This is a genomic window from Butyrivibrio sp. AE3006, assembly GCF_000424165.1.
Classification (GTDB): domain Bacteria; phylum Bacillota; class Clostridia; order Lachnospirales; family Lachnospiraceae; genus Butyrivibrio.
In genome coordinates this window covers 73,754-99,837 of record NZ_KE384144.1, presented here as the reverse complement: position 1 = coordinate 99,837, position 26,084 = coordinate 73,754, and the positions used below count along the sequence as shown (strand labels likewise).

The 26,084-nt window shown below is 42.7% G+C and carries 21 protein-coding genes; 3 read left to right on the top strand and 18 right to left on the bottom strand.

Translation table 11 applies throughout. From position 1 onward, the window contains the following. Window positions 1–79: 79 nt before the first annotated feature. Together G603_RS0116155 and G603_RS21715 are read right to left on the bottom strand one after the other, a co-directional pair. Window positions 80–1,006 carry a carbohydrate kinase family protein gene (locus G603_RS0116155; protein WP_026670869.1) on the bottom strand — a complete coding sequence of 309 codons (927 nt, stop codon included), beginning with the start codon at window positions 1,004–1,006 and terminating at the stop codon, window positions 80–82. Window positions 1,007–1,061: 55 nt separating this feature from the next. Beyond that, on the bottom strand, window positions 1,062–1,664 hold the full coding sequence (locus G603_RS21715; RefSeq protein ID WP_051207997.1) for a TetR/AcrR family transcriptional regulator: 603 nt from the start codon (window positions 1,662–1,664) through the stop codon (window positions 1,062–1,064). A 166-nt stretch (window positions 1,665–1,830) separates the two neighbouring features. Here G603_RS21715 and G603_RS21710 point away from each other — a divergent pair, with 166 nt between their 5' ends. Next, on the top strand, window positions 1,831–2,175 hold the full coding sequence (locus tag G603_RS21710; RefSeq protein WP_051207994.1) for a hypothetical protein: 345 nt from the start codon (window positions 1,831–1,833) through the stop codon (window positions 2,173–2,175). 63 nt (window positions 2,176–2,238) lie between these two features. Here the strand turns inward: G603_RS21710 and G603_RS0116140 are convergent, their stop codons facing one another. The 6 genes from G603_RS0116140 to G603_RS0116115 all read right to left on the bottom strand — a co-directional run bounded on the left by G603_RS0116140 (window position 2,239) and on the right by G603_RS0116115 (window position 11,286). Then, complete coding sequence (locus G603_RS0116140; protein WP_026670868.1) at window positions 2,239–3,663, bottom strand: GGDEF domain-containing protein; 1,425 nt, start codon at window positions 3,661–3,663, stop codon at window positions 2,239–2,241. A gap of 277 nt (window positions 3,664–3,940) precedes the next feature. Further along, window positions 3,941–4,804 carry a DUF2225 domain-containing protein gene (locus G603_RS0116135; protein WP_026670867.1) on the bottom strand — a complete coding sequence of 288 codons (864 nt, stop codon included), beginning with the start codon at window positions 4,802–4,804 and terminating at the stop codon, window positions 3,941–3,943. A 27-nt stretch (window positions 4,805–4,831) separates the two neighbouring features. After that, a complete protein-coding gene (locus G603_RS0116130) occupies window positions 4,832–6,493 on the bottom strand; it encodes a glutamine--tRNA ligase/YqeY domain fusion protein (protein WP_026670866.1) in 1,662 nt (553 codons plus the stop codon). 126 nt (window positions 6,494–6,619) lie between these two features. Beyond that, complete coding sequence (locus tag G603_RS0116125; RefSeq protein ID WP_051207991.1) at window positions 6,620–9,277, bottom strand: EAL domain-containing protein; 2,658 nt, start codon at window positions 9,275–9,277, stop codon at window positions 6,620–6,622. A gap of 24 nt (window positions 9,278–9,301) precedes the next feature. Then, a complete protein-coding gene (gene guaB / locus G603_RS0116120; RefSeq protein WP_026524887.1) occupies window positions 9,302–10,756 on the bottom strand; it encodes an IMP dehydrogenase in 1,455 nt (484 codons plus the stop codon). Window positions 10,757–10,776: 20 nt separating this feature from the next. Next, the gene (locus G603_RS0116115) at window positions 10,777–11,286 is read right to left on the bottom strand and encodes a DUF6106 family protein (protein ID WP_242834900.1); all 510 of its coding nucleotides are present in this window, start codon (window positions 11,284–11,286) and stop codon (window positions 10,777–10,779) included. Window positions 11,287–11,463: 177 nt separating this feature from the next. Between G603_RS0116115 and G603_RS0116110 the strand changes: the two genes are divergently transcribed. Further along, the gene (locus tag G603_RS0116110; protein ID WP_026670863.1) at window positions 11,464–12,237 is read left to right on the top strand and encodes a hypothetical protein; all 774 of its coding nucleotides are present in this window, start codon (window positions 11,464–11,466) and stop codon (window positions 12,235–12,237) included. Between the two features lie 94 nt (window positions 12,238–12,331). Here G603_RS0116110 and G603_RS0116105 read toward each other — a convergent pair whose 3' ends face one another. From G603_RS0116105 to G603_RS0116095, 3 genes are all read right to left on the bottom strand, one after another. Further along, on the bottom strand, window positions 12,332–13,651 hold the full coding sequence (locus G603_RS0116105; protein WP_026670862.1) for an aspartate kinase: 1,320 nt from the start codon (window positions 13,649–13,651) through the stop codon (window positions 12,332–12,334). 114 nt (window positions 13,652–13,765) lie between these two features. Continuing rightward, window positions 13,766–14,971, bottom strand: a complete 1,206-nt coding sequence (locus tag G603_RS0116100) for a homoserine dehydrogenase (protein WP_026670861.1) — start codon at window positions 14,969–14,971, stop codon at window positions 13,766–13,768. A gap of 64 nt (window positions 14,972–15,035) precedes the next feature. Continuing rightward, complete coding sequence (locus tag G603_RS0116095; RefSeq protein WP_026524882.1) at window positions 15,036–15,488, bottom strand: ACT domain-containing protein; 453 nt, start codon at window positions 15,486–15,488, stop codon at window positions 15,036–15,038. A gap of 240 nt (window positions 15,489–15,728) precedes the next feature. Here G603_RS0116095 and dapF point away from each other — a divergent pair, with 240 nt between their 5' ends. Next, window positions 15,729–16,595: a diaminopimelate epimerase gene (gene dapF / locus G603_RS0116090; protein ID WP_026670860.1), complete on the top strand. Its 867-nt coding sequence runs from the start codon at window positions 15,729–15,731 to the stop codon at window positions 16,593–16,595. Here the strand turns inward: dapF and G603_RS0116085 are convergent. The 7 genes from G603_RS0116085 to G603_RS20775 all read right to left on the bottom strand — a co-directional run bounded on the left by G603_RS0116085 (window position 16,570) and on the right by G603_RS20775 (window position 25,160). After that, window positions 16,570–18,108, bottom strand: coding sequence for a hypothetical protein (locus G603_RS0116085; RefSeq protein ID WP_026670859.1), 1,539 nt, complete (start codon window positions 18,106–18,108; stop codon window positions 16,570–16,572). The genes dapF and G603_RS0116085 overlap by 26 nt on opposite strands. 188 nt (window positions 18,109–18,296) lie before the next feature. Next, entirely contained in the window at window positions 18,297–19,274 is a 978-nt protein-coding gene (locus tag G603_RS0116080) for a hypothetical protein (RefSeq protein ID WP_026670858.1), read from the bottom strand. Between the two features lie 228 nt (window positions 19,275–19,502). Further along, a complete protein-coding gene (locus G603_RS0116075) occupies window positions 19,503–20,390 on the bottom strand; it encodes a class I SAM-dependent DNA methyltransferase (protein ID WP_026670857.1) in 888 nt (295 codons plus the stop codon). Window positions 20,391–20,489: 99 nt separating this feature from the next. Beyond that, window positions 20,490–20,984 (bottom strand): COG2426 family protein, encoded by a 495-nt coding sequence (locus tag G603_RS0116070; protein ID WP_026670856.1) that lies wholly within the window; start codon window positions 20,982–20,984, stop codon window positions 20,490–20,492. Between the two features lie 137 nt (window positions 20,985–21,121). Beyond that, the gene (gene hisC / locus G603_RS0116065; RefSeq protein ID WP_035793671.1) at window positions 21,122–22,183 is read right to left on the bottom strand and encodes a histidinol-phosphate transaminase; all 1,062 of its coding nucleotides are present in this window, start codon (window positions 22,181–22,183) and stop codon (window positions 21,122–21,124) included. A 78-nt stretch (window positions 22,184–22,261) separates the two neighbouring features. Further along, the gene (locus G603_RS0116060; protein ID WP_026670854.1) at window positions 22,262–23,968 is read right to left on the bottom strand and encodes a glycosyltransferase family 39 protein; all 1,707 of its coding nucleotides are present in this window, start codon (window positions 23,966–23,968) and stop codon (window positions 22,262–22,264) included. Continuing rightward, entirely contained in the window at window positions 23,949–25,160 is a 1,212-nt protein-coding gene (locus G603_RS20775) for a hypothetical protein (RefSeq protein ID WP_155832707.1), read from the bottom strand. The genes G603_RS0116060 and G603_RS20775 overlap by 20 nt, the downstream gene beginning before the upstream one ends. Between the last annotated feature and the right edge of the window lie 924 nt (window positions 25,161–26,084).

Here is a 26,084-nt window from a genome sequence, read left to right as displayed (position 1 = left end):
TAGTATTACCAAAAAATAGCACGCGAAAACTACGAAGACGCTCTTTAAATTGCCACCTACCCATGATGACAGCATCTTTTTATAGTCCGTTGTCGCGAATACCCCAGATCAGATTTCTCCACTGCTCCATCTGCTCTGTTGTCATGAAACCTTTGGATGTTCCCATATAACCAATCTTGTAGGATGAGAACAGAAGCGCATTCTTAATAGCATTTACAGAATCGCCTGTCTCCTGATAGTAGTGAAGGAAACATGCAAACAACGCATTACCTGCGCCGACAGTATTAACGATCTCATTAGTTTTAACTGTCTTATAATCAGCGATGAATTCACCTTTTTTATCGAACAGGATAACACCCTTTGAGCCGCGGCCCATGATGATGATCTCTGTTCCGTAGGTCTTACTGATTCCTCTTATGAAATCATAAGGATCCTCTTCAAGCTGATCGTCTGAAAAATAAAGGATAGAAGCTGCATCAAGGAACTCCCTGTTGTACTTCTCCTTCTCTCTGCAGAAATTACGAATATTGACAGCAAGCTTCTTGCCATGCTCGGCAGCTGCCACAGCAAAAGGTCTGCAGAAGTTAGCATTTGCAAGAACCATCATGTCAGCCCATCCTGCAAGCGGAGCAAACATGGACATATCATAAACCTTATCACGCAGATCCTTGATATCCTCAAATATCTGCTTCTGTCTGTCCTTATCATAAAGGATGACACAGTTAGGAGTCTCTTCCATCATCTGTACAACGTAATTCGTTGATAACTGAATCTTGTTTCCGGGCGGATTAAGCTCCTCTACAGACCTGTCACGGCCTATGATGGACATGAATTCAACTTCATCTCCAAGCCATCTGAGTGCAAGGGATTCATTGTAAGCATCTCCTCCAAGACCAGTGTAAATGGAATTGACCTCGGTAGTTAACGGAGCGTAAGTTATCGGAACCTTGTCCACTCTGACAATCGTTTCAACCTGTGTGATACCTGCAACCACAAATTTACCCATTTTGTGCCTCCTTATTGTTCCGGAAAAATCCGGCTAATTGACGCTTCTTCGGTAATCAGTCGTATGTCAAAACTCTTAGCATTTCCAGATATCTGATGACTTCCGCAAGGTAATCATCCGCTCTGAAATCGCCCTCCCTAAACCTGCCTTTCAGCACTCCTTCCTTGGTCATACTCACTATATTCTCAACCAGCTCATAGTTGGCACTCTGCTTAAATCTTGTTATATCGCCTCTGTCCAGGATGTTTCTGATATTCGCCTCAAAAGCCTCTCTTGCAGGGAGTATGGCTGTTGCAGCTTCGGGAGTATCTTCTCTGGCTGCACTGTACAAAAACAGCTGAATGTAAGGATACTGCTTCATACAGGTTGCAAGTACCTTCTCTATTTCCTCCCTAATTGTGAAAAAGTCTGTCTCATCCTTGGAAATACCCGTGTTGATCTCAATATTGATTACACGAGTGCTGTAATCGTAGACGAATTGATATAACCCCAGCTTGGTTTCGAAATAATGAAAAATTAACCCCTTACTAATTCCGGCCATTCTCACGATATCATCAGTGCTCGCATGCATGTATCCGCCCAGGGCAAAAGCCTTAAGCGCCGCATTGATGATTCGGTCCTGTTTTTCTTTCTTTAAGTCAAAAAACTTTTCGTTCATTGAAAAAGGATCTCCTGTGATTGACCGGCTTAGTCCATTTAAATATAGCATTTTCTGGCATTTTTTTCAACGATTTAATCTCAGGTGCTTTTCTTATCTGACAATTTGTATTAAAATCAATTTATGTTCTGTTGTATTTTTTTACAAATCCAAGCAGGGCTACATTATGAAGGGAGAATATATGTCTAAGCATTTTGGAAAAATAGTTCTTTTTGCAGCTGCTGCAGGCGCTGCCGCTGCAGGTGTTTATTATTATCTTACACAGAAGGATTCAGATTTTGATGATGACTTCGATGATTTTGAGGAATTTGATGAAGAGGATCTTGATGATGAGGAGCCTAAGAGTTCCATCGGACGTCACTATGTAAGCCTCAATTCTTCAGCTGCTGAAGAGAATCTTGCAGACGAAGATGATGATTCTGAAGATAGCGAGCCCGTTAAAACAGAAGAGTTCTTCGATGATGAAGACGATGATATAAATGATCTCAAGAAGATGGACGGCGCTCTTTGATTTACCAAATATGAGATTTTTATGACCCGCAGGATTATCTTGATCCCGCGGGTCTTTTTATAGTCATCTGTAACTTCCGTTAACTCTTTTGAACTCTTTCTTATATTCGTACATACGCTGGTCAGCTCTTTTTAGTACTTCCTCAACTGACTTGTCAAGCAATGGATCAAAGATTGCATGTCCATAAGAAGCCGAGTACCTGTAGTACGGTTCTACTTCCTTATTGTTGTAAGCCGCTGTGAAAGCATTCTCCATATCATCTACAAGTTCCATCCTGGTATCATAATCAGCATCCTTTAGAATGACAACAAATTCATCCCCGCCAATTCGAAATACCGGCGATCTCTTGAAAGCGTTGCATACAATACTACAACACCCCTTTATATATTCATCGCCCAGCTTGTGGCCATAAGTATCATTCACATACTTAAGATTATTCACGTCAATCATCACGAAGCCAAAACAAAACAGCTTTTTCTTATCAACATCTTCCTGCAACTTAGCTATAGCGCCATTGTAGGCCGTTTTACTGCCAACGGAAGTCAGGGCGTCCTTGTAGGCCGTTTCGCTTATTTCTTCTATCTCATTCTTGGCCCTGTTGAAGCTGGACACATAATAAGCACTGTCCTTAAGCGAAAGAAGCAAAGCGTTATACAGCTCATCTATCTCATTATTCAGATGAATGTTCAGTGATTCGAATCCATTTAAGTTATCGAACCTGTCTTTGTCTGTATCAAACTTAAAGGACTGGATACAGCTTGTCATCTTTTCAAGGGGTCTGAACAGAATTACAGAGAGCAGGATATTTACACCTATGATAACAGCAAGTATTACAACCGTTATTACCACCAACAGCTCAATAATAAACTGGATTCCTTTTCCGTACAGCTCATTGAGAGAGAAATCAACACCCATACTGCACATATAATTACCTTCGCTGTCCATTATCGGCTTGATATACGCAAGGAACGTAACTTCCCTCTCGCCTATCCGGTTCTTTTCAAATACACATTCCTGACCGGAAATCATTCGGTCATAGACAGCGGCGGTCTCTTCGCCTGCTAAATAAGTATTTCCAACCGTGGCGATAGATCCATAGAGCGTACTGTCCTCGCCTGTCTCAATCATATCCACGATCACACGACCGTTTAACGGACCATCTTCTTTATCCTTGTAAAACTTATATATGTATATGTGTTTTACATCAAGGTAGCTATCCATAATGAGCTTATAATGCTCAATAAGATCTTTATACTCGTCTAAGGAATAATTATTCTCCATATAATAATCTATCTTCTGGGCATCAAAGTTCTCAGCCATAAGCATAGTTATGCCTTGTGCCATCTTAACGTGCTTCTCCACGTTAATTTCTTCGTATCTCTTATATGAAATACCGATTATCGATGAGCCTAATATCAGAAGGCTCAAAATAATGATAGATGGTATGCGGTATCTGAGGATCATGTATTTTTTCAAAATCCGCTTCATAAAATACCCTCGACTGCTAACTCCCTGTGACAATCCCTTTGCCAGTCAAAATAGGCAACTGCTATTATAATTATCTCATTATTTTACATGGATAAAAATTAAAAAAAAGTAAAAAATGTAAAGTCTCTATTGCTTACCAGGACTGGGGTTACAGCATTAAACTAATGTCTGAATCGCAAAAAAGAGGATATCGGAACATCTCCGACATCCTCTTGGATTCTTTTTGTTGTCCGGGCTAAGGTTAACTTAATGATATAATCCCGGTCTTTTCTATGTTTTATGCCTGTGAAGGAGGATTATTCTTCATATCCTCAGCAATCTTTTCCTTAAGATCTTTTGCCTTCTCCTTAAGACGTGAGTTAGCTGTTCTTGAAAGAATGATATTTCCTACCATCTTATTGGCCATGTCATAATCCTTGACCTCAAGACCAATGGCAGCCATGAGATAATCAAGTGTAAGCTCATCCATTCCTGCGATTGGCGGAGTCTCGCTCTGTCTTGCAATTACGAAGCCATCAAGAGCCTTCTTAAGAAGATCAAGCTCTTCAGCCTTATTGGCCTTCTGCTTCTCTTCATAGCCCTCTGTAGCCGGATCCATGTGCTCATTCTCACCACGGATAAGCCATGCCATCTTAAGACACAGATAAGCCTTCTCGGAATTCTTGGACTTTTTAACCATAGCAGTAGCAATGGCGAGTTCATATCGCATTCTTGCTTCTTCATAGGTGTAGGTCACCTTGCCAAATTCATGCCTTTTAAAGTTGGCACTGATCTTACCCTTGATCTCATCGATCTGGAACTTGGTCAGATTGCCATAGTACTTGGCAAGTGTGGAATATCCGCAGTTAGGGCAGGTAACTATATCGTACTTGCTGGGATCAATCTCATTGTAGGTATTCCTAAGATCCACATCCTGGCTCTTAACACGTACTTTACCGGATCTGACAGTCTTCGAATCAAATTGAGAATCACAAATAGGACATGTGTACTTCTTATCAAAAAGAAGTGTCTCCTCATTTAAAGGCAGGGCTTGCTTTTTAGGCTCTTCCTTTTTTACCGCCTTCTTTTTAGGATCCTCGTAAAGCTCTTCATCTTCAAGCGCTCCAAGTCCGAATTTCTTAAGTCCATCTAAAAATCCCATTTTGCCACCTCACAAGAAAATAGTATTTTATGCCTTCGGTAATACAAACGAACTCTTTAATGAAACGATGCGGTTAAATACCGGCGCTCCATCTTTGGAATCCTTGCTGTCTACACAGAAGAATCCGTTTCTCACAAACTGGAATTTATCATAAGCCTTAGCTTCCATAAGCTCGGGCTCCAGCTTAGCATTCTCAATAACTGTGATGGAATTGGGGTTTAAGTTGAGTGAACCGTCTTCGTTATAAACGCCCTTTTCCTCATCAATAATGTTCTCATAAAGTCTTACTGTTGCTTCGCCGCACTCCTTTGCTGATACCCAGTGAATTGTTCCCTTCACCTTTCTGCCATCGGGGCTGTCTCCGCCCTTGGTCTCGGGATCGTATGTGCAGTGGATCTCTGTCACATTGCCATCAGCATCCTTCACACAGCCTGTGCAGGTTACGAAGTAAGCGTTCATGAGACGAACCTCGTTGCCGGGGAACAGTCTGAAGTACTTCTTCGGAGGCTCCTCCATGAAGTCTTCACGCTCAATCCAAAGCTCTTTTCCAAAAGGAATCTCTCTGCTTCCAAGCTCCGGTGCTTCCTTGTTGTTCTCGATGGGAAGCATCTCGATCTGTCCTTCCGGATAGTTGTCGATGATAAGCTTAACCGGATCAAGAATAGCCATCATTCTCTTTGCCTTGGGCTTAAGATCCTCTCTGATACAATACTCAAGCATTGCATAATCAGCTGTTGAGTTAGCCTTACTTACACCACAAAGCTCAACGAACTTCTGGATTGATTCAGGAGTAAAGCCGCGGCGTCTAAGAGCAGCTATAGAAACAAGTCTGGGATCATCCCATCCGTCAACTATGCCGTCCTCAACCAGCTTCTTGATGTATCTCTTACCTGTAACCACGTTCTGAAGATAGAGCTTTGCAAACTCGATCTGACGCGGAGGATTCTCATATTCACACTCGATCTTAACCCAGTCATAAAGCGGTCTGTGATCTTCAAACTCAAGTGTGCAGATGGAATGTGTAATTCCCTCTTCTGCATCCTCAATGGGATGTGCAAAATCATACATGGGATAAATGCACCACTTATCGCCTGTACGAGCATGTGTCATGTGAGCAACTCTGTAGATGATAGGATCACGCATGTTGATGTTAGGTGATGACATATCGATCTTTGCTCTAAGTGTCATGGCTCCGTCTTCTACGCTGCCGTTTTTCATTTCTTCAAAAAGACGAAGGTTCTCTTCTACACTTCTGTCTCTGTTAGGATCGTTCTTGCCGGGCTCTGTAAGTGTTCCTCTGTACTCACGCATCTCTTCAGCTGTGAGCTCTGAAACATAAGCCTTGCCCTTCTTAATAAGCTTAACTGCATTCTCATACATCTTGTCGAAATAATCTGATGCATGGAAAAGTCTGTCCTCATAATCAGCCCCAAGCCAGTTAACATCCTCGATGATAGCGTCCATGAATTCGGACTTCTCCTTGGTGGGGTTGGTATCGTCAAATCTCATGTTGAATTTGCCGTTATATTCTTTTGCAAGACCATAGTTTAAAAGTATGCTCTTAGCGTGTCCGATATGTAAAAATCCATTCGGCTCAGGCGGAAATCTTGTGACAACGTGGTCGTAAACGCCCTCCTTTAAATCCTTGTCGATCTCCTGCTCAATAAAATTTCTTGATTCTTCTGACATTTTCTGTAATTCCAATCTAATAAACTTTAATTCGAAACAGCGAAGCCTTATAGTGAGTCTTCGCCGCTTATATTATTTTACCACACAATGCAAGCCTTTTGTACATCATAGCAAAAAGGCCGGCATTCACTTGATATACTTCTTCTCAAATTCAGCTGCATCAAGAGGCTGTGAGAAATACTGTCCCTGCGCAAGAGGAACATTTAAGTCCTTAAGAATGTTAAGCTGCTGCTTTTTCTCAATACCCTCTACGCAGACATCTGCATTAATGGCTCCTGAAAGATCCATAAGGGACTGAACCAGGGATACGGCATAGGTTTCTTTTCCAAGCTCGCTTGTTATGGTCCTGTCGATCTTAACAACGGCAAATGGATATGCCCTAAGTCCGCTTAAGGAACTGTATCCTGTTCCGAAATCATCAAGAGAGAGCATAACTCCCATCTCGCTTATCTTCTCAATGGCACCCTTTGTACGCTCTGTGTTGTTCATAGTAAGAGCTTCGCCCACATCGAGAATCAGCTGATCAGGACCTATGCCTGCTTCTTCAAGAGCTTCTCCGATCTTGGCTGCAATATCCGGCTGCATCAGCTGCACAACGGACATATTTACATGGATCTTCATCTTGCGCTTAAGCTTCTTGCTCCATCTGCCGCACTGCTTGGTGGCTTTTCTAAGGACATACTCTCCTATAGGATTGATAAGTCCAAGGTACTCTGCAAGAGACAAAAACTCTGCGGGGCTTACTGAACCAAGGCTTCTGCTGTCCCATCTGACAAACGCTTCCGCTGCCACAATCTGATCCTTGTCATCTATCTGCAAAATAGGCTGATAGTAAACCTCGAACTCATTGCAGCTGTCCTCCACAGCCTTATACATGGCTTTTTCCATATCAAGTCTGCGGATGGTGGATGCATCTATACTCTCAGAATACTGTGATATTCTGTTTTTACCTGACTTCTTGGCTTCATACATGGCGATATCGGATTTGCGGATAAGCTCCTCAACCGTATCTCCTGCAGTAGGGAATTCAACGATACCCATACTCATAGTGCAGTAATAATCGCCATCCTTCAGATACCAGGGTGTCGCAAAGGCTCTCTTTATCTCCTCAAGAATACTGTCGACTCTGTCGTAGCTTTCCGGAGGAACGATGATGACAAACTCATCTCCGCCCATTCTGTAGCAGGAATTCTGTACGCCATCGATAGACTTTATGGCAGCGGAAATATCCTGCAAAAGCACATCGCCGTATTGATGCCCAAGACCGTCGTTTATCTTCTTGAAATCATCAAGGTCAAGGTACATAAGCATACCCTTGGTATTGTTTGTCTTAGCCTGCTCCACATAGGTAACAAGATCTCTCTCACAGCAAAGTCTGTTGTAAAGACCTGTGAGGAAATCGGTATAAGCCTGCTGCTCTATTCTCTTTTGATATATCTTTTTCTCAGTGATCTCATAGATTGCGCAGAGAGAAACAAGCCTTCCGTCAACCCACTTAATCCTGGTGTAATAAAGATCAAACCATCTGTCTTTTGCTTCGTAGTAAATCTCATAATTGCCGCTGTGACTTCTCGGCGGAATGTTTCCTTCAAATAGATCCTTAAGTGTGTTCTTCTGAAGCTCTTTTGCAAAATGCTTCTTAAGACTTCTGTTTGCAAAAAGCAGCTCATCAGTCTTCATACATCTTACATAGATTGCACTTCCCACGTTATCAAGTACTGCCTCTAAAGAATTAAAGGAGCTGGCAATGGAGTTCCTCTGAATTCTCTTGGTAATGATATTCTGCAGGATCTTGATGGAATCATTTATGAACTTGATATCATTTACGATCCACTCTCTATTCTCTCTGGTCTCTGCAAAGCATGCATAGAAAGGAATCTGTTCTGCTATTACAATGGGAACTGCCACAACGGCATATATTCCAAGGTCCTCAAGCTGTTCCCTCTCACCGGCATTCATAGTGGTACTGCCTGATACAGCAACCATCTGTGAGCTTCCGATGAACCAGCATCTGTCCAGATCATCGGTCTCTTCGAAGACGTTGTATGCGCCTTCGGTCTTCCACTGGACTATGGCATCCATCAGGTGATCTTCCTGATGCATCCTTGCGATAAAAGCATTGCTGATATCGAGGTATTCACAGATTTTCTGCAGGATCTGCAGCATTACGGATTCAATCTCATCATCGCTGTCAAGGAGAGATACTATCTCCGTCATTATCTCAGCGCGATGGAAGGAAACCTTGAAATCCTCTGATCTCTTGAAATTCTCTGCTGTAGAAGCTGCTGCCTCATCCTCTGTCTTTTTCGCCCGAACCATGGCAACAGAAGTAATCCTGACAAAATCAAGAGTATTGTAAAATTCCTTTTCAGTTATCATGTGGGGGAAATCGCTTACGGGCTCAATGTCGTACAGATCCGGCTCGTACTCAATATCCTTGAGTACGGCGCAGATAATCCATACTAATCTTGCCTTGCCTTCGACCTTGGCAGCAACAGCAGCAATCCGAAGATTGGGGATCAGTGTGCGCTCAACGGCCTGATCCTCCAAATCACCTTCGGTTACTCTCTGAAAAATGTTTCTGATATGAATATCATCAACAGCTTTTTTTATTATGGAAACCTCGAGCGGGCTCCCTGAAAAATCGGAGATCTTCTCTCCTGACATATCCAAACAGCATAAATAGACTCCTGCTATGGATGTAAAGGCATCCTGCCATCTCCGGAGTTCTTTATCCCGTATCTTTATTGAATTTGCTGAGTTTTTATGGCCTTCTCGTTCCAAAAAACCCGCCTCCTTGAATATGTATTATTCGTCTACACTGTAGTTAGGCGCTTCTTTTGTAATGTGAATATCATGAGGATGACTCTCTTTGAGTGCAGCGCTTGTCATCTTAATGAACTGACCATTTTCTTTTAACTTATCTATTGTATCACATCCGCAGTAACCCATACCTGAACGAAGTCCGCCGATGAGCTGGAATACTGTATCTTCTACAGTTCCCTTGTATGCTACACGGCCTTCAACGCCCTCGGGAACCAGCTTCTTGGCACCTTCCTGGAAGTATCTGTCCTTAGAGCCGTTCTCCATGGCTGCGATTGATCCCATTCCACGGTAAACCTTATATTTTCTACCCTGGAAAAGCTCGAAATCGCCGGGAGCCTCGTCGCATCCTGCAAACATTGAACCCATCATAACAAGGTTACCGCCTGCAGCGATTGCCTTTGTGATATCTCCTGAGTACTTGATACCACCGTCTGCGATGATCGGGATACCATACTCTTTTGCTACTGAATAGCAGTCCATAATAGCTGTGATCTGAGGAACACCGATACCTGCAACCACACGTGTTGTGCAGATAGATCCGGGTCCGATACCAACCTTAACAGCATCTGCACCGGCTTCGATAAGAGCCTTTGTAGCAGCAGCTGTAGCAACGTTACCAGCGATAACCTGAAGATCCGGGAATTTTTCCTTGATCATACGAAGGCATCTAAGAACGTTCTCTGAATGTCCGTGTGCGGAATCAAGTACAATAACGTCAACCTTGGCATCAACAAGAGCTGCTACACGGTCAAGGCAGTTAGCACTGATACCAACGCCTGCTCCGCAAAGAAGACGTCCCTGATCATCCTTTGCTGAAAGAGGATACTTGATTGTCTTTTCAATATCTTTAATTGTAATAAGTCCTACAAGATTGTAGTCATCATCAACGATAGGAAGCTTCTCCTTCTTGGACTTTGCAAGGATCTGCTTAGCTTCTTCAAGTGTGATACCTGCCTTAGCAGTAACAAGGTTCTCACTTGTCATTACGTCCTTGATCTTCTGATCAAAGTTCTTCTCGAATTTAAGATCACGGTTAGTGATGATACCAACGAGCTTTTTGCCCTCTGTGATCGGAACACCTGAAATTCTGAACTTAGCCATAAGGGCGTCAGCATCAGCAAGTGTATGCTCAGGTGAAAGTGAGAAAGGATCTGTAATAACGCCGTTCTCTGATCTCTTAACCTTATCAACCTCATCGGCCTGAGCCTCGATTGACATGTTCTTGTGGATGATACCGATACCACCCTGTCTTGCCATAGCGATAGCCATGCGGTGCTCAGTAACTGTATCCATACCTGCACTCATCATAGGGATATTAAGTCTCAGTTTCTTGGTAAGCTGTGTGCTTACGTCAATCTCATTAGGTACAACCTGTGAATATGCAGGTACCAAAAGTACGTCGTCAAATGTAATTCCTTCGCCGATAATCTGTCCCATTATTACTCCTCTTTCCTTCCTTAATCTGTAAATACTTTACGTGGTGCCACGTTTTTAACTGCTTCAACCATCTGAGAGTTAGGTTCAAAAATAACCTTTTCTCTGCCGTCATAATACATTGTATATGTAGGATCAGGCTGTTCATTTGTTCCAGATGAAAAATCAAGTGTTCTGTAATTAGTGTTTTTACGATAATCGTCCAGATGATAGGACCTTGAAGGAGCCAGGGCTTCCATCTTATCAGTCTCAAAAACTGCTACCCTTTTTCTCCTGCTCTTGTTAAGAATCTTGTCTACTGTGATCTCTCTCTCACAGTACTGATACTCATACTCAATAGAAGCATTGAGTGATACGAAGTAACCCGCTACAGCAAAAACTATACATGCGATTACGAGCACAATCATGCCGCCCAAAAATCCCATAATAAAAGCGAGAGCTGCCAGTGTAAAAAGCACATACTTAAGCACAAGCATTAGAGGTGATGCTTTTCTGGCAACCAGAACTTCTACGTAACTGTTGTCATTCATCATATTGATTTCCTTCCGATTAACTTTTTAAAGGATATGATATATTAACATACAATAACTTGCAATAATAATTATACCTAGAAAAAAGAAAAAAATTAATAAAAAAAATAAGTTTTCTTATAATATTCACAATTTTGTTTTATAATCAAAAAGTTATTATAGGAAAAAAGGAGTTACAAAATGAATATAAATGAAGAAAAAAGAAGCCAGTGGCAGGCTTTGAAGGGCATGGGCTTCAAGGCGCACCTTGAATATTTCTGGGATTACTACAAGATCCACACCTTTGTAGCGATCTTTTCGATAATAATGCTTGTCATGCTTGTTCGTGATATCAGCTCAAATAAGCCCTATGCACTGAATGCCATGTTTGTAAATGCCGCATCCTTTATCGGATCTGACCCCCTGGAAGCAGAATTCGCCGAAGCTCAAGGCATTAATACAGATGAAGAAGAAGTATATATCGATACAACAACTTCTCTCTCAGCTGATGGAGCAGGCGGTCAGATGGATTACACCACCATGGAGAGAATATATGCCATGATAGCCGCAAAAGAACTGGATGTTTTCGCAGCTGACCCTCAGCTTTTTGAGAATTTCACCAAAAACGAGATGTTCCTCGATCTTAGAGATGTTTATTCTGAGGCAGAGCTTGAAGCCCTCGGCGATAAGGTATATTACATAGACTACGCAGAAGTTATTAAAGCCAAAGAAGAAGCTGAAAAGGCTCTCGCAAACGGAGAGATGGTAACTGCGGAAGATGAAGGAAACTATGAATTCGTAAGAAGAGATCCTGCAGAAATGGAGCAGCCTATTCCCATGGGCATCATCCTGGAGGACAGTCAGAAGCTTACAGACTATGAATGTTACATCGGAGTTACACCCATCGCCGGCATCGTTGCCAGCACCGAGCGCCCTGAAGTATCCAAGGCTTTCATCGATTTTCTTTTAAAGTAAAGCGTATTTAAAAAAGATATTAGGCAACAATTAAAATGAGCTTCGCACCATTCACCGAAATGAATGTGCGAAGCTCTTATTTTTTCTTAATCTATTAAAGCTGTGTCATTACGAAGATATCGTAAATGGCCTTTATTGCTTTTTCAAAGTCCTTGCTCTCCACACCGATTATGATGTTAAGCTCGGATGAACCCTGATCGATCATTCGGCAGTTTACGTTTACATGAGCAAGAGCTGAGAAGATTCTTGCTGCTGTTCCGCGCTGTCTCTTCATTCCGCGACCAACTACCGCGATAAGCGCAAGGTCTGATTCAATCTCAAGAAGATCGGGTTTTGCAAGGCGGTGGATCTCCGAAACAACTGCCTGCTCCTTATCAATGAAATCCTCCTGAGCTACGAACACTGTCATTGTGTCGATTCCTGAAGGAACATGTTCAATGGAGATAGCCTGATCCTCAAAGGCCTGAAGAACTCTTCTTACAAATCCAACCTCTGAGTTCATCATGTCCTTATTGATATTCACACAGCAAAAGCCCTTCTTACCTGCGATACCTGTGATTGTGAATTTTGATTTCTTGGCTGTGGATTCTACAATCCATGTACCTGCATCATCAGGTCTGTTGGTATTTCTGATGTTGATCGGAATACCTTCTTTTCTTACAGGGAAAATCGCATCCTCATGAAGAACCGATGCACCCATGTATGCAAGCTCTCGAAGTTCTGTATAAGTGATAGTCTCGATAGGCTGAGGTCTGTCAACGATTCTGGGATCCGCTACAAGGAATCCTGATACATCAGTCCAGTTCTCATAAACATCAGCATGAATAGCTCTTGCTACGATAGAACCTGTGATATCCGATCCTCCTCTTGAGAAGGTCTTTATTTTGCCATCCTCGTAAGCACCGTAGAATCCCGGGATTACTGCATTCTCAACACCCTTAAGTCTCTTAGCGACTCTTCTGTTGGTGATCTCTGCATCAAATGAATCATCATCGTCAAAAAGAACAACTTCCTTGGGATCTATAAACTCAAAGCCAAGATAGTTTGCCATCAGAACACCGTTAAGATATTCACCTCTTGATGCAGCGTAGTCTTTTCCGGCTTTTGCCTTAAACTGCTTCTCAATCTCAGCGAACTGATCCTTAAGAGAAAGCTTAAGCTTAAGTCCCTTGATAATCTCATTATATCTGGCCTCGATTGCCGTAAGCTGCTTGGAAAAATCTTTTCCTGCTTCAGCAAGTGCATAGGTCTGATACAACATATCAGTAACCTTGGTGTCGCTGTCGCTGCGTTTACCGGGAGCAGAAACTACTACGAATCTTCTCTCTGCATCTGCGTGAATGATCTCTGCGACCTTCTTGAACTGATTGGCATCAGCGCAGGAGCTTCCGCCGAATTTTACTACCTTACTCACTTTTCATAATCTCCTCTCAAAATCCTCATATCATATAAAATCCTGTTTCCCATCAAAAAAACAGGATTTCGTAACATCCTTAAATCTACGATTCGGGGATGTTAAAATCATTTCTTACAGTAATCTGATATAACCTTTGACATTGCCGAGTAATGTTAATTTTTCTTCAAAGGCTTTTTCAGAAATAACTTCTGTAACAAATGCAAATTCGCCGCTTACGCCTGATGCTGTAACTTCCTGGGCACCGGGGAACTGGGCAAGAGCTGCGTCCTTAGCTGATGCATCAACTCTTACAAAGAACTGCCTCTCCGCATTCTCGTTAGACTCAACCTGTGCAGGAACATTTCTAAGATTCCAGTCAATGTGCTTACCCCTGTGCTTTACTATGTCGATCACGTCAGCTACAACAGCAGAAGCTGTGGCTTCCTTGCCGGCGCCTTTTCCATAGTACATAACGTCGCCCAGCATATTTCCGTGAACATCTATTGCATTGAAAACTCCGTTAACGGTAGAGAGCGGATTGTCCGCACCAACCATGAAGGGTGCTACCATTGCGAAGAACTTTCCATTTTTTCTCTCACAGCTTCCAAGGAGCTTAATGGCTCTTCCAAGGCTTCTTGCATATTCGAAATCCTCAGAGCTGATCTTGGTGATTCCTTCTGTATAGATATCCTCGTGCTTAACGAACTGACCGCTCATTATAGAAGCAAGGATAGCTGTCTTTCTGCAGGCATCATGTCCCTCAATATCTGCCTCAGGATTTCTCTCAGCGTAACCCTTTTCCTGAGCAACCTTAAGAACAGAATCGAAATCTGCCTTTTCCTTATCCATCTTGGTAAGGATGTAGTTGGTGGTTCCATTGAGGATACCTCTAATGGAATCAAGTCTCTCATGTCTGATTGAATCATTCATGGAGCGAAGCACCGGGATACCACCTCCGACGCTTGCCTCGAACAGGTAGCTGACATTGTTTTTCTTTGCCAGCTCAACAAGTTCAGGGCCGTGAGCCGCAACCAGCTCTTTATTAGATGTACATACGCTCTTACCTGCTTCAAGTGCTTTCTTTTCAAAAGTAAAAGCAGGCTCGATTCCTCCCATAGTCTCGCAGATTACTTCTACCTCAGGATCATTTAAGATCACATCGATATCATGAACGACTATTGATTCATGCTTATCCCCGGGAAAATCACGAAGATCGAGGATGTATTTAAGCTCAATATCTTCGCCTGCGCTGTCTGCGACCTGCGCACCGTTTGTATCCAAAACATATGCAACACCGCTCCCCACAGTGCCATATCCTAAAACTGCGATCTTTGCCATTACGAATTCCTCCTCTTAAATAAGTCTGTCTGATTAAGTCTGTATAGATAAATTTCCTTCTTCCTTATACTTCGGCGTTTCTACCGATAATCTGCACCCTGTGTACACGAGGCGCGGACTCAAGCTTCATAAGAAGCTCTGCGATGTCTCTGGTAGTAGGTAAAACCTGAATTCCTACCGAGAGAGCCGCAACTCCATTATAAGGTATTGCCTGATGAATTGTCAGTATATTCGCACCACATTCAGAAATTATCCTAAGAACATCTGAGAGAACTCCAAGCTCATCATCCATCTGCAGGTTAAGTGTAAGTGTGGTACCCTGCAAACTGTCATGGAATTCATATATGTCGTCCTTGTATTTGTAAAAAGAACTGCGACTTATACCAAGGCGCTCGGATGCTTCGTTTACAGTCTTACATTTTCCGGTATCAAGAAGCTTCTTGGCTTCGAGAACCTTCAGCAAAACCTCCGGCACCGCCTGTTTTTTCAAAACATAATATCCGGTTTCTTCCTTCATACTACTTCCTCTGAAATAATAAGATTGGCGCTGCGTGTCCAAGTCGCATAAAAACTGAATTTTAGAGTGTTTTTGTACCACGGACATTTGTGCGCCCTTGAACGATATTATCACAGAACTTTTTCCTTGGCAAGAACTTTAATGAATTAAATCGAAAAAGTTTTTTAAGAGCTTTGACATCACATAAAAAAACTGAGTATAATCACAATATGTTTTAAATTGCATGAATGGAGACAAAATATGCACTTTACTAAAATGCACGGCTGCGGAAACGACTATATTTATATAGACGGCAGCAAAGAAAAAATCGCAAAAGAAGAAAAGCCTGAGCTTGTAAGATACTTAAGCGACAGACATTTTGGCATAGGCGGCGACGGCGTTATTTTCATAAACAAGTTTGAAGATGACCTGGCTGACTTTGAGATGGAGATGTACAATGCTGATGGTTCCTACTCTGAAATGTGCGGAAACGGCATCAGATGCGTCGCTAAGTTCGTCTATGACAAGGGTCTTACCGATAAGACCAAGCTTAAGATCGTAAGCGGCGGCAGGGTCAGAATCCTTGACCTTAAAACCGAAGACAACATCGTTACAAGCGTCAGAGTGAATATGGGTGCACCTATCCTGACACCTGTTGAGATTCCTCTTGCTCTCCCTGATGAGAGGGCTATGAATTCAAGCCAGATTGTAAACTACCCCATCACTGTTATGGACAAGGAATACAATATCACCTGCGTATCAATGGGTAATCCCCACGCAGTCGTTTTCCTGAACAGGGGCATGGATTTAGACTCCCTGGATCTTGAGAAGATCGGACCCAGATTCGAACATCATACATTTTTCCCTAAGGGAATAAATACAGAATTCGTAACAATAGATGACAGAGAAAACGTCCACATGCGTGTGTGGGAGCGCGGAACAGGCGAGACTCTCGCCTGCGGCACAGGATGCTGTGCTACAGTAGTTGCCTGCGTATTAAATGATCACACCTCCGACAATATAACAATTCATGTCAGAGGTGGTGAGATTAAGTGTAAATGGGATCGTGAACAGAACACCGTCTTCATGACAGGTCCTGCCACTACCGTTTTTGAAGGAGACGTTTAAAATATTCAGACAGCGTATTACCGGCCTTTCGGTGTTCGCTGTCTTTTTCTATGCGCTCCATGTACTCATAAAAAGCAAAGGAAAACTGTCTGTGGGCTATGCAAAACGCAGCTGTGGGCACACTGGCTCCGGCGATTATGGTATCGGACTCAGAATGTGACATTACAAGTAATGTCGAAGGTATGCTGTCTGAAATGATCACTCTGTAGCCCTCATATTTATCGCAAAGCCTTTGAGTCTCCTTTAAATGACAGATGTAATCTTCTGCGCTGTAGATGTACTCTGCAGATCCTATCATATCAGAAAGCGGCAGAGTCATGCCCTTTTCCAGCTCATCCCCGGTCATATTCCTTGAGATAATCTCTGTTATCTTACCGCCGTTTTCAAGGAGCGATGTCATATTCTTTCTCATCTTCGCTGCCACTTTGATAATTGCAGGATCACCTGCTTTTTCTGCAAGTTTCTTAGCAAGTCCTTCCGGCATTGTCCAGATAGAAGGCAAAGGATTTGACATATAGAACTGTCCGTCTGACACGTCTTCGTTCAGAAGAAGGTCCATGAACACATCCCTGTTCTTTGCAGAAAACATCTTCATAAGCGGTCTGCAAAGCTCAAAGTAGTTGCTGTACTCCTTCTCAAGGGCTGCAACCACATCGGTATTTCTCACAAGGAGATTTACCATATCATCTGTTTTATTCTCAACAGAAGTGGACACAAGGGCTGAATGACCCTGTGCTATAAAAAGTGATCTCCTGTATACTCCATCCCTTAGTTTTGGATAATAATATGGCTCAATAGCCCCTGTTGAATACAGAGGCATCCATTTTCTTATGGCCTCCATCATCTCCACCAGATCTCTGCTTATGGTGTGGATTATCTGTATGCGGGATCCGTTTTTTAGAAGCTGCAGTAAAAGCATTGCCCATTCTCTTGAAAACTCCGGATTCTCATAGAGCCAGCTCATATCTTCATCAGAATACAAAAACAGCCGAAATGGTTTCTTTTTCATGACAAGCGTCATCAAAAAGCGCTTTACGCCTTCTCTTTTGCCCTGATTCCCGTAAAATGCGTTCATGGGCACTATCTTGTCATCAGGAGCAGTTGTTATGACTGAATCATCAAAAGATATATCAACAGATGGTACCTGTCCCTTACCACTATCAAGCATATTTGTGATATCTGAAATAAGATTTACTACCGGCGCCTGTTCGCTGTTACCGCTCCCCTGCTCAAGCCACTTATACAGGCTGCTTTCGAGATCCTCCTTATCGATGGGCAGAGCATCGCTTCCAAATATCATCTTGGATACAGCTTCTATCTGGTATGTATCTTTTATATTCCTTGAAAAATATGCGGCAACCTCCCTGGAAAAAGGCTGATTTTTAGGCGTGCCGCGGCTTCCTGACCGGATTCTGCTGATATATGACGGATCGAAGGAAAGAGCCTTTCCCAAAGCTACATTCTTGGTGTTCGTAAGATTCATGAGAAAATCAAGCTTTTCTGAAATATTCATACTCAATTGCCCCCATAAGACTCTTAAGATATAAAAATATCTTTGATATTTTATATTCTGGCACAAAGCATGACAAAATTCCATTAAGAAAGCATGAATTTTTAATTCCCACGCACGCTCGAAGGACCTGCCCTTTGGAGATAAAGAGCAGGTCCTTCGCTTTACCGTGTAGTCATGAAGGGTGTGGTCTATTTAACTGTATCGATTCCCAGTGCCATTGGTATAAGTTTTTTATAGCTCTCTGTTGCAAAGAACGGCTGTGATACTGCAACAAAGTAATAATATCCGTCTATGACAGCCATATAGCTGTAAATAGCTACTGTAATGCCATTTTGATCCATAGTAATCTCACTGATGTGGAACTTCCTTCCGCCTATCTCCACATCCTCTTTATACACAATATTGGGATACATTCCTTCCATGATTCCCACGAAGAGTTCATGGAGCTGATCCTGGTTCAGGGCTTTGTATTCATCACCACTTAAATCCTCGCATTGAATCAGCATATAAGCCATGGTATCCTTGCTCAGGTTGTAGCTTATCATCTGCTGCTCTTCCTCTACTTCATAGGCTGATGATTCTTTAAATGTATAACTGCCGATCTTCCTCTCTTTATCGTACTTAGGCGTCTCAAATGCATAGTCGCAGTATGAAATTCTGGTCTTATTATCAAGGGTCTCAATTCTGTATGGAGTAGTCATGTACTCATCCTTATACAAAAATGAAATTCCGGGAGCATCATAATCGGTCCATCCGGTGAACTTACCAAACACTCTGATGTCCTTATCTACTATACTGTTCATCAGCTTCTTAAAATTCTCTGTGGGCTTATCGCCGCAGTTTACAACCCAGGCAGTGGTATCATTGGTTACAATAAGGCTTCCGGTGTTTGCTTCATAAAAGAAGGCCTTTCCCTGAATCCAGATATTTTTTCCAACAAGCTTGCCATCGTCATTTACATAGGCTTTGTTGTCCGTGACTTTTTCAAATCCATCGGTAAACATAGGCTCTGCTACTTCTGATTCCGGAATGGACTGCGCAAGCATATCATGTGTAGTGGTCTCTTTTGCAGTCTCCTGATCTGTAGCAGCAGCCCTTGCAGAAACAGACATCATAGCCAGCATAATTGCAAATATCAGTAGTATGGATAAAATTCTTCTCCTCATAAGCACTCTCCTTTTTAACCACATAATGGGACAGGCTCCCACACCCTTTCTACACTTCATACTTCAATTCTAGCATCGGCAAAAGCGCAAAAAAACACGCAGCAAAGCTCTGTCATTGACAGTTTTTGTCACGTGTTTTTTTAGATATTCTTCATAAATATTACTTTGAAATTTTATTTCTTTAAAGCTCCAAAAATTCGCACTTCTGAATATTTATTTCATTTTCTCTCATGCCTTCCCATGCTCTCTGGCAAGGACATAGATTCTCTCGCTATTCTCAGTGGGTTCTTCGTGAGTATCCGCGTCTATGGCCTTAATAAAGGTCATTCCTGCCTGCTCAACAAAGGCCTTCATCTCGTCAAGCGTATAGCCCCTTTGAAGATGAGTCTCTATGGACCTCTCAAAGAGATCTTCTGCTCCATCCGTCTCCTTTTTCACAAACAGAGTAAGGTCATACTCATTGATATTGGTATCAACGTCGAAAAAGTTCTCCCAGATGAAGCTGCAGTCTTCACGGTTCTCAGCTATGGTCACATCGCCGATAACATCCCTGTACTTATGAAGGGTATTAAAGTCGAATAAGAACAATCCGCCGGGATAAAGGTAGTTATTTACCTTCGTAAAGGCCTTCCTTACCTGTTCATCTTCTATAAGGTAATTGACGCTGTCACACACACTGACAATGGTTCCTGCCGTACAGAAAAGATCCAGCTCGCACATATCCTGTTCAAGATACATGATATCAAGGCCTGCCTTCTCCATCTTCTGACGGGCTATTCCAAGCATGTCACCGGAGTTGTCGATGCCGATCATGTCATATCCCAGATTCGCCATCTCCTCTGTAAAGCTGCCGGTTCCGCAGCCAAGCTCCACCACGAGATTTTTTTCCTGAAGAAGCAGCGCCTCTTCTGAATCCTCATCAAGGCTTTCTTCAAGTGTCTCAGCACCTTCTATAGTTTCATCTTCGCTGCCATTATCATCTGCGACATTTTTCTTATAAGGCGCAGAAATCCCATATCGCGAAATGAGCTGCGATATATACACAGCCCAGTCGTGATATGGGGTCTCGTCCATAAATTCATCATATACTTTTGCAAAATCGGTATAGGCTTCCATAAGCTGCTCCTACTGTAAATGTAATTCTATACCCATTCTAAAGTTTTCACTTAATCAGTGCAACTTCGTAAATTTCATAGATACGAAAGTCTGCACTTATCAGCCGGCGATTCCTGTGATGGCACTTACGCCAAGGAAGCTGACGATACCCATTATAGTACCTGCAAGGGCGATTCCGCCGATTACAGCAAGAACGCTCTTTTTAAAGTCCATATCAAGGATTGATGCAGCCAGTGTGCCTGTCCATGCACCTGTTCCGGGAACAGGGATTCCTACGAATAATAGCAGCGCCCAGTAAAGACCTTTTCCTGCCTTCTCCTGAAGCTTCAAGCCGCCCTTTTCACCCTTCTCAAGACAGAATGTGAAGAACTTGCCGATTACAGGCTTATCCTTACCCCACTCAAGTACGGTTCTTGCAAAGAAGAAAATAAAAGGCATGGGAATCATATTGCCAATCGCTATAACTACATAAGCAAACAGCAGATTAAAAGCAGGATCTGCAGCATTTATACCATGTGCTATCGGAATAGCTCCTCTAAGCTCTACAAGGGGAACCATTGACCATAAAAATACTATAAGATATTTCTTTAACATTTCAAAAACCTCTCTGTTAATTCATGTGCCGGCAAAATAGTCATGCGGCATTCAAAACATTCCAAGGCACAATTTTAACAGAATACTATTATTACATCAAGGCTTTTAGAATTTGCACTACCGGAGCAGATGGCAAATCAACCAACAATTTCAACAAGAGCTTCGATAAGCTTATCCATCTCTTCGTCAGTACCGATACTGATTCGCAGGTAATCGCTTATTCTGTCTGCGTTCCAGTGACGTACATATATGCCTCTCTTTTTCAGCTCTTCAAAAATATCATTACCGGAAACAGTGCTATGTTTTGCGAAGATAAAGTTGCTCTTAGAATCAGGGAAAGTAAATCCAAGCTCAGTAAGCTGCTTTTTAACCCTCTCTCTTGTAGCTATGATTTTTGCGCAGGTATCCTTAAAGTACTTATCATCCTCAACTGCTGCCACTCCAAGCACCAATGTAGGTCTGTTCATGGTGTACGAGTTGAAGGAGAACTTTACGTCTCTCAAATAGCCTATAAGCTTCTTTGAACCAAAAGCAAAGCCTATGCGCATTCCTGCCATAGCTCTTGATTTGGAGAAGGTCTGAACCACCAGAAGGTTTTCATATTTATCAATGAGAGGCAGGGCGCTCTCCCCGCCAAAATCAATATATGCCTCGTCTACGATTACCACAGAATCAGGGTTTGCAGCAATCACTTTTTCAATTTTGGATACAGGCTCATAGATTCCGACAGGTGCGTTGGGATTGGCGATTATGATGCCGCTGTTAGGATTATTTTCCGGCATGTAATCATCAAAATCTATTGTGAAATCATCGCGTAGCGGGATCTGTTTGTAAGGAACCCTGTAAAGCTCTGCCCACACATCATAGAAAGAATATGTTATATCAGGGAAAAGAATGGGCTTATCGGAATTAAAGAAAGTAAGATAAGCCATAGCAAGTACATCATCCGATCCCACACCCACAAAAATCTGATCTGTCGGAACCTTATAGTACTTTGAAAGGGCATCCACAAGTGTTGCCGCTTCAGGATCCGGATAAAGACGCAGATCCTCATATTTCATGTTTTCAATAAGCTCTGTTACTTTTGGTGCAGGCGGATAAGGACATTCGTTTGTATTGATCTTGATAATGTTTCTGTCCTTTGGCTGCTCCCCCGGAACGTAAGGTGATACCTTCCTGACAAACTTTTCATAACTCATAATGCTCTCCTCTTTAAACCATGCCCGGTCTATCAAAATTGCTTCTTTAAATCACCGCTTGGCAATTCTCTAAAGCCGTCACGCGATATCCCAGAACATATAAACAAGCAGTGAACCTATAAGGCACGCCGCCATTGCTGTATTTACGATAAATTTAACTACTTTTCGTGCTCCCTTGCCACAAACGGTCTGAACATCCACAAAGCCTATGGATGTGAATACCAGACAAGCTGTCATATACCTAAAGTCGCTGCTGCAGGTATAAGGATATTTAAACACATACAGGCAGAAGCTAAGCAGCATGAACACGTATGTAATCCACAGGAAAACACTTCTCTCCATATGGTTAAGGGCTTCCTCTGTGCTGATAACACCCTTTGCGCGCTCCTCATCTGTGGGATATGCAAGGGAATATCTGATCTTTCTTGTCTCCTTTACAAGCTTTTTAAGGTATACCCAAAGGAAAACAATTGTAGTTGCAACAGCAGTTATTATGGATGCAACATAGGCTATCTGAGCAACCGACAACAGATAGTCGTTCATTCCTGCCGGATAAGCCTCAGCAAAAAGACCTGTCTGGAACAGAATAACCCAGGTATTATGGCTGGCCTCTGCGCTTATGGGATGGAAAGGAAATGCCGCATTCCAATCCGATAAAGCAGGTATTCCGATTATGGACCACACGGAATACGGGCCTGTATACATCACTGACTCATTGGGAATAATTGCAGGTGAAGGTATTCCCGGCTTTTCCCCAAAAAGTACCATGTTACGTACTATATATGACAAACCGATGGGAACACAAACCACAGTAAAAATCACAAACTGTGTGATAACACTCTTCCTTACAAGAAGGTTGCCATCCTTAAATGCATTTACAAGCACGATCAGGAAAATGACTGCTATTGAAAAAGCACAGATAGCGGTATTTAGCTTACTTATCATTCCAAAGCCAAGGGAAAGAGCTATCATAACGATATTTTTGATGTTCTTTTCTCTGATCCATACGAGAGTTCTCCAAATGGTGCAAAGAAGAAGCAGCAGCGCCAGAATATCGTTATTTACTGAGCCTGCAAGTACCATCATCCTGGGATGAAATGCAAAGAGCATCATACCCGGAATGACATACTTCTCATTTATATCCGACTCCTTAAGGATTTGCAGCATCACGACCATGCAAAGTCCCGAGTAGATAAGGGTAGGAATCTGAAGGTTCTCAAAAGCGAGCTCTTCAGCCACCCCAAGGAATCTCTGTACAGTAAGCCAAAGAGCCTCGATAATGTGATGAAGCGGCGGATGATAATAGCCAAAGTATTCGTAAGGGTCCATTGTAGGCAAATGGAAAAATTTGTAAATGTACTCAATGTATCCGATATGACCGTTATTTATCTGAGTTGTTCCAAATCCTGTAAAGGTACCGCCGTCGTTCTGCAATGTGTTAATGTCAAAGAAAAGAACATATCCCACACGCATCAGCATTCCAAGCCAGATAGTCCAGAGAACCCCTCGCTCTGTGGTGAGGTTTAAGGTCTTAGATATAGTTCCTGCCTTCTCCTCTGACTTGCGTCTGAATCTGATCCTGCCTGTTGCTTCACAGTAAATGGCTGTAAGGCTCACAAACCCAACCAGGAAAAGAATCATCACCTGCGGCTGCCTTGCGGCAAGACCTCCTGCAATTGAAACCCAGTAATTACCCTGTAATACCGCTGTAATAAGCGCCATCACAAGTATCATAATGATCGACGCTCTTGTGGTCTTTTTATAATCAATACACTGTTTCGACATCAGTAATTTCTCCGTTTTCGTCTATTTTATAGCTCCAAATGGCATGTCCGGGAATCCGGTGCTCTGTCAGGAACCACTTATCTCCTATTTTAAACATATTATAAGGCGTTCCGCCACCCATAAAATATGTTGAATAAATGTCTTCATAATCGCCTGTGGCAAGCCCTTTAAGGTCCTTTGTCCTTATCATGGTGGCTGCGTCCTGACTTCCTGCAACATCCGTTGATACGGTTATGTAATAAAAAGGTGCATCAAATCGCATGGCTGCCATTCCTGCAAGGGAATCAGGAACACTGTAGGTTTCTTTTATTTCAAGCGTGTTCTTATCACACTTTATGATACCCGAGGATGTGCCATCCCCTCTTATTCCGGAAACAAAATAGATATCATTTCCTTCTATATAAAACGACCTTATATATGTTCCGCTAAGCTCTGCTATGGTCCTTACCTCAGTAAGGTACATCTTAGTACTGCCCTCTTCATGCCTGAAAACATACATCTCACCTGACATGGAACTCCAGGTGTAAAAGGCCTTTTCTGCTTCATCATATACCGTGTAATGGGGCCTGTTACCTATCCCTGTAAAGAGCTGCGTATACTTATATCCATTTTCAGATGGCTCATATACCCTTACTTCGTTTTTCTCTGTATCATCTATTACTATGACCTGTCCATCTCCCGCCATGGTATGGGGCTGACTTAGATCTGTAGCAAGGGTCTTCCAGCTAAGAAGATCACTTCCAAGACTGTCACTGTAGATGATCTGGTTGTGATAGCAATCAGCAATGAAGTAATCACTACCTATCTGGCCTATGTACGTGGGTACGCTTAAGGAATACTCTGCGTTTGCGGCAGGCTCGGAGGCTTCTTCGTTTGTGCTGGCTTCGATTGTGGTTTGGTCGGAGGTATCTTCGGCTGTGCTGGTTTCGGTTGTGGTTTGGTCGGAGGTATCTTCGGCTGTGCTGGCTTCGGTTGTGGTTTGGTCGGATTCGGAGCTTGTATCCGAGGCGCTTCCAGGCTCCCCTATAGGTTCCGACTCCTTAATGTATCCGTCTGCAGCGTGCCACGCCGGTGCCGGCGTCTCCTGAACAGTTTCTTCTATTTGGTTGTTGCCGGTGAATTTATAGATCAGTGCGCCTGCAATAACTATCCCCACGGCGCCAAGTATTATAGCTAAAGTTTTCCTGGTCACTTTTAACTAAAGTCCTTTCAATATCCTTGCCCATCCTTGCGGAATGCTTTAGTAAGTGTCAAATACTTTTGCCCTTACTGCAAGTCTGCTTGATGGTAATTATATACTAGTATTCTGCTTCTGTCATTTAACGTCGACTATTCCAATCGGAGAAATGTGAGGGTTTCGATCAGAGAAATATTATGTTTTGGACCGGAAGAATGTGAAAATGCAGCGAACTCCTTGTATTTGTACAGCTTCGCAGTAATTTTGTTTTGGTATTACCGCGCACAGCCTAGAATCAATGCATGTCGCTGTAATCCTTCACTATCTTAGCCTATTATTACTGCGCACGTCTCTGTTAAGCCCTCCTGCGCGGTAATTTTGCACTATTATTGCCGCGCAGACGCTCTATCCAGGCAATGTCGCAGCAATCCATCACTATCTTAACCTATTATTGCTGCGCACTTCTCCAAAAAGCCCTCCTGCGCAGTAACTTTGCACCACCATTACCGCGCGAGCGCTATATACAAGCCATGTCGCAGCAATCCATCGCCATCTTAGCCAATTATTACCACACACTTCTCTGTTAAGCCCTTCTGCGCGGTAATTCTGCCCTATTCCACGCCTCTATTTGAGACGTTTTCCCGATTTCCTCTGCTTGAAACTTCTAAATCCTCTGGCCTCTCCTCGCTCCACGCCTCTATTTTAGCCTTTTTCCCGATTTCCTCTGCTTGAAACTTCCATATTCTCTAGCCTCTACCTGTTTCACGCCTCTATTTCGGGCTTTTCCTAAGATTCCTCTGCTTGAACCTCCCAAATTCTCTGGTCTCTACCTGTTTCACGCCTCTATTTCGGTAACTTTCCCGATTTCCTCTGCTTGAAACTTCTAAATCCGCTGATCTCTCCTTGCTCCATGCCTCTATTTGAGACGTTTTCCCAATT

Coding starts and splice junctions, on each gene's coding strand:
- G603_RS0116100 (WP_026670861.1), bottom strand. CDS start 14,971: ATGGCAAAGATCGCAGTTTTAGGATATGGCACTGTGGGGAGCGGTGTT.
- G603_RS21715 (WP_051207997.1), bottom strand. CDS start 1,664: ATGAACGAAAAGTTTTTTGACTTAAAGAAAGAAAAACAGGACCGAATC.
- hisC (WP_035793671.1), bottom strand. CDS start 22,183: ATGAGTTATGAAAAGTTTGTCAGGAAGGTATCACCTTACGTTCCGGGG.
- G603_RS0116135 (WP_026670867.1), bottom strand. CDS start 4,804: ATGGGATTTTTAGATGGACTTAAGAAATTCGGACTTGGAGCGCTTGAA.
- G603_RS0116070 (WP_026670856.1), bottom strand. CDS start 20,984: ATGTTAAAGAAATATCTTATAGTATTTTTATGGTCAATGGTTCCCCTT.
- G603_RS0116085 (WP_026670859.1), bottom strand. CDS start 18,108: ATGAATATTTCAGAAAAGCTTGATTTTCTCATGAATCTTACGAACACC.
- G603_RS0116080 (WP_026670858.1), bottom strand. CDS start 19,274: ATGAGGAGAAGAATTTTATCCATACTACTGATATTTGCAATTATGCTG.
- G603_RS0116060 (WP_026670854.1), bottom strand. CDS start 23,968: ATGTCGAAACAGTGTATTGATTATAAAAAGACCACAAGAGCGTCGATC.
- G603_RS0116155 (WP_026670869.1), bottom strand. CDS start 1,006: ATGGGTAAATTTGTGGTTGCAGGTATCACACAGGTTGAAACGATTGTC.
- guaB (WP_026524887.1), bottom strand. CDS start 10,756: ATGGGACAGATTATCGGCGAAGGAATTACATTTGACGACGTACTTTTG.
- G603_RS0116095 (WP_026524882.1), bottom strand. CDS start 15,488: ATGAAGGAAGAAACCGGATATTATGTTTTGAAAAAACAGGCGGTGCCG.
- G603_RS21710 (WP_051207994.1), top strand. CDS start 1,831: ATGAAGGGAGAATATATGTCTAAGCATTTTGGAAAAATAGTTCTTTTT.
- G603_RS0116115 (WP_242834900.1), bottom strand. CDS start 11,286: ATGATGAATGACAACAGTTACGTAGAAGTTCTGGTTGCCAGAAAAGCA.
- G603_RS0116075 (WP_026670857.1), bottom strand. CDS start 20,390: ATGGAAGCCTATACCGATTTTGCAAAAGTATATGATGAATTTATGGAC.
- dapF (WP_026670860.1), top strand. CDS start 15,729: ATGCACTTTACTAAAATGCACGGCTGCGGAAACGACTATATTTATATA.
- G603_RS0116140 (WP_026670868.1), bottom strand. CDS start 3,663: ATGAAGCGGATTTTGAAAAAATACATGATCCTCAGATACCGCATACCA.
- G603_RS0116110 (WP_026670863.1), top strand. CDS start 11,464: ATGAATATAAATGAAGAAAAAAGAAGCCAGTGGCAGGCTTTGAAGGGC.
- G603_RS0116130 (WP_026670866.1), bottom strand. CDS start 6,493: ATGTCAGAAGAATCAAGAAATTTTATTGAGCAGGAGATCGACAAGGAT.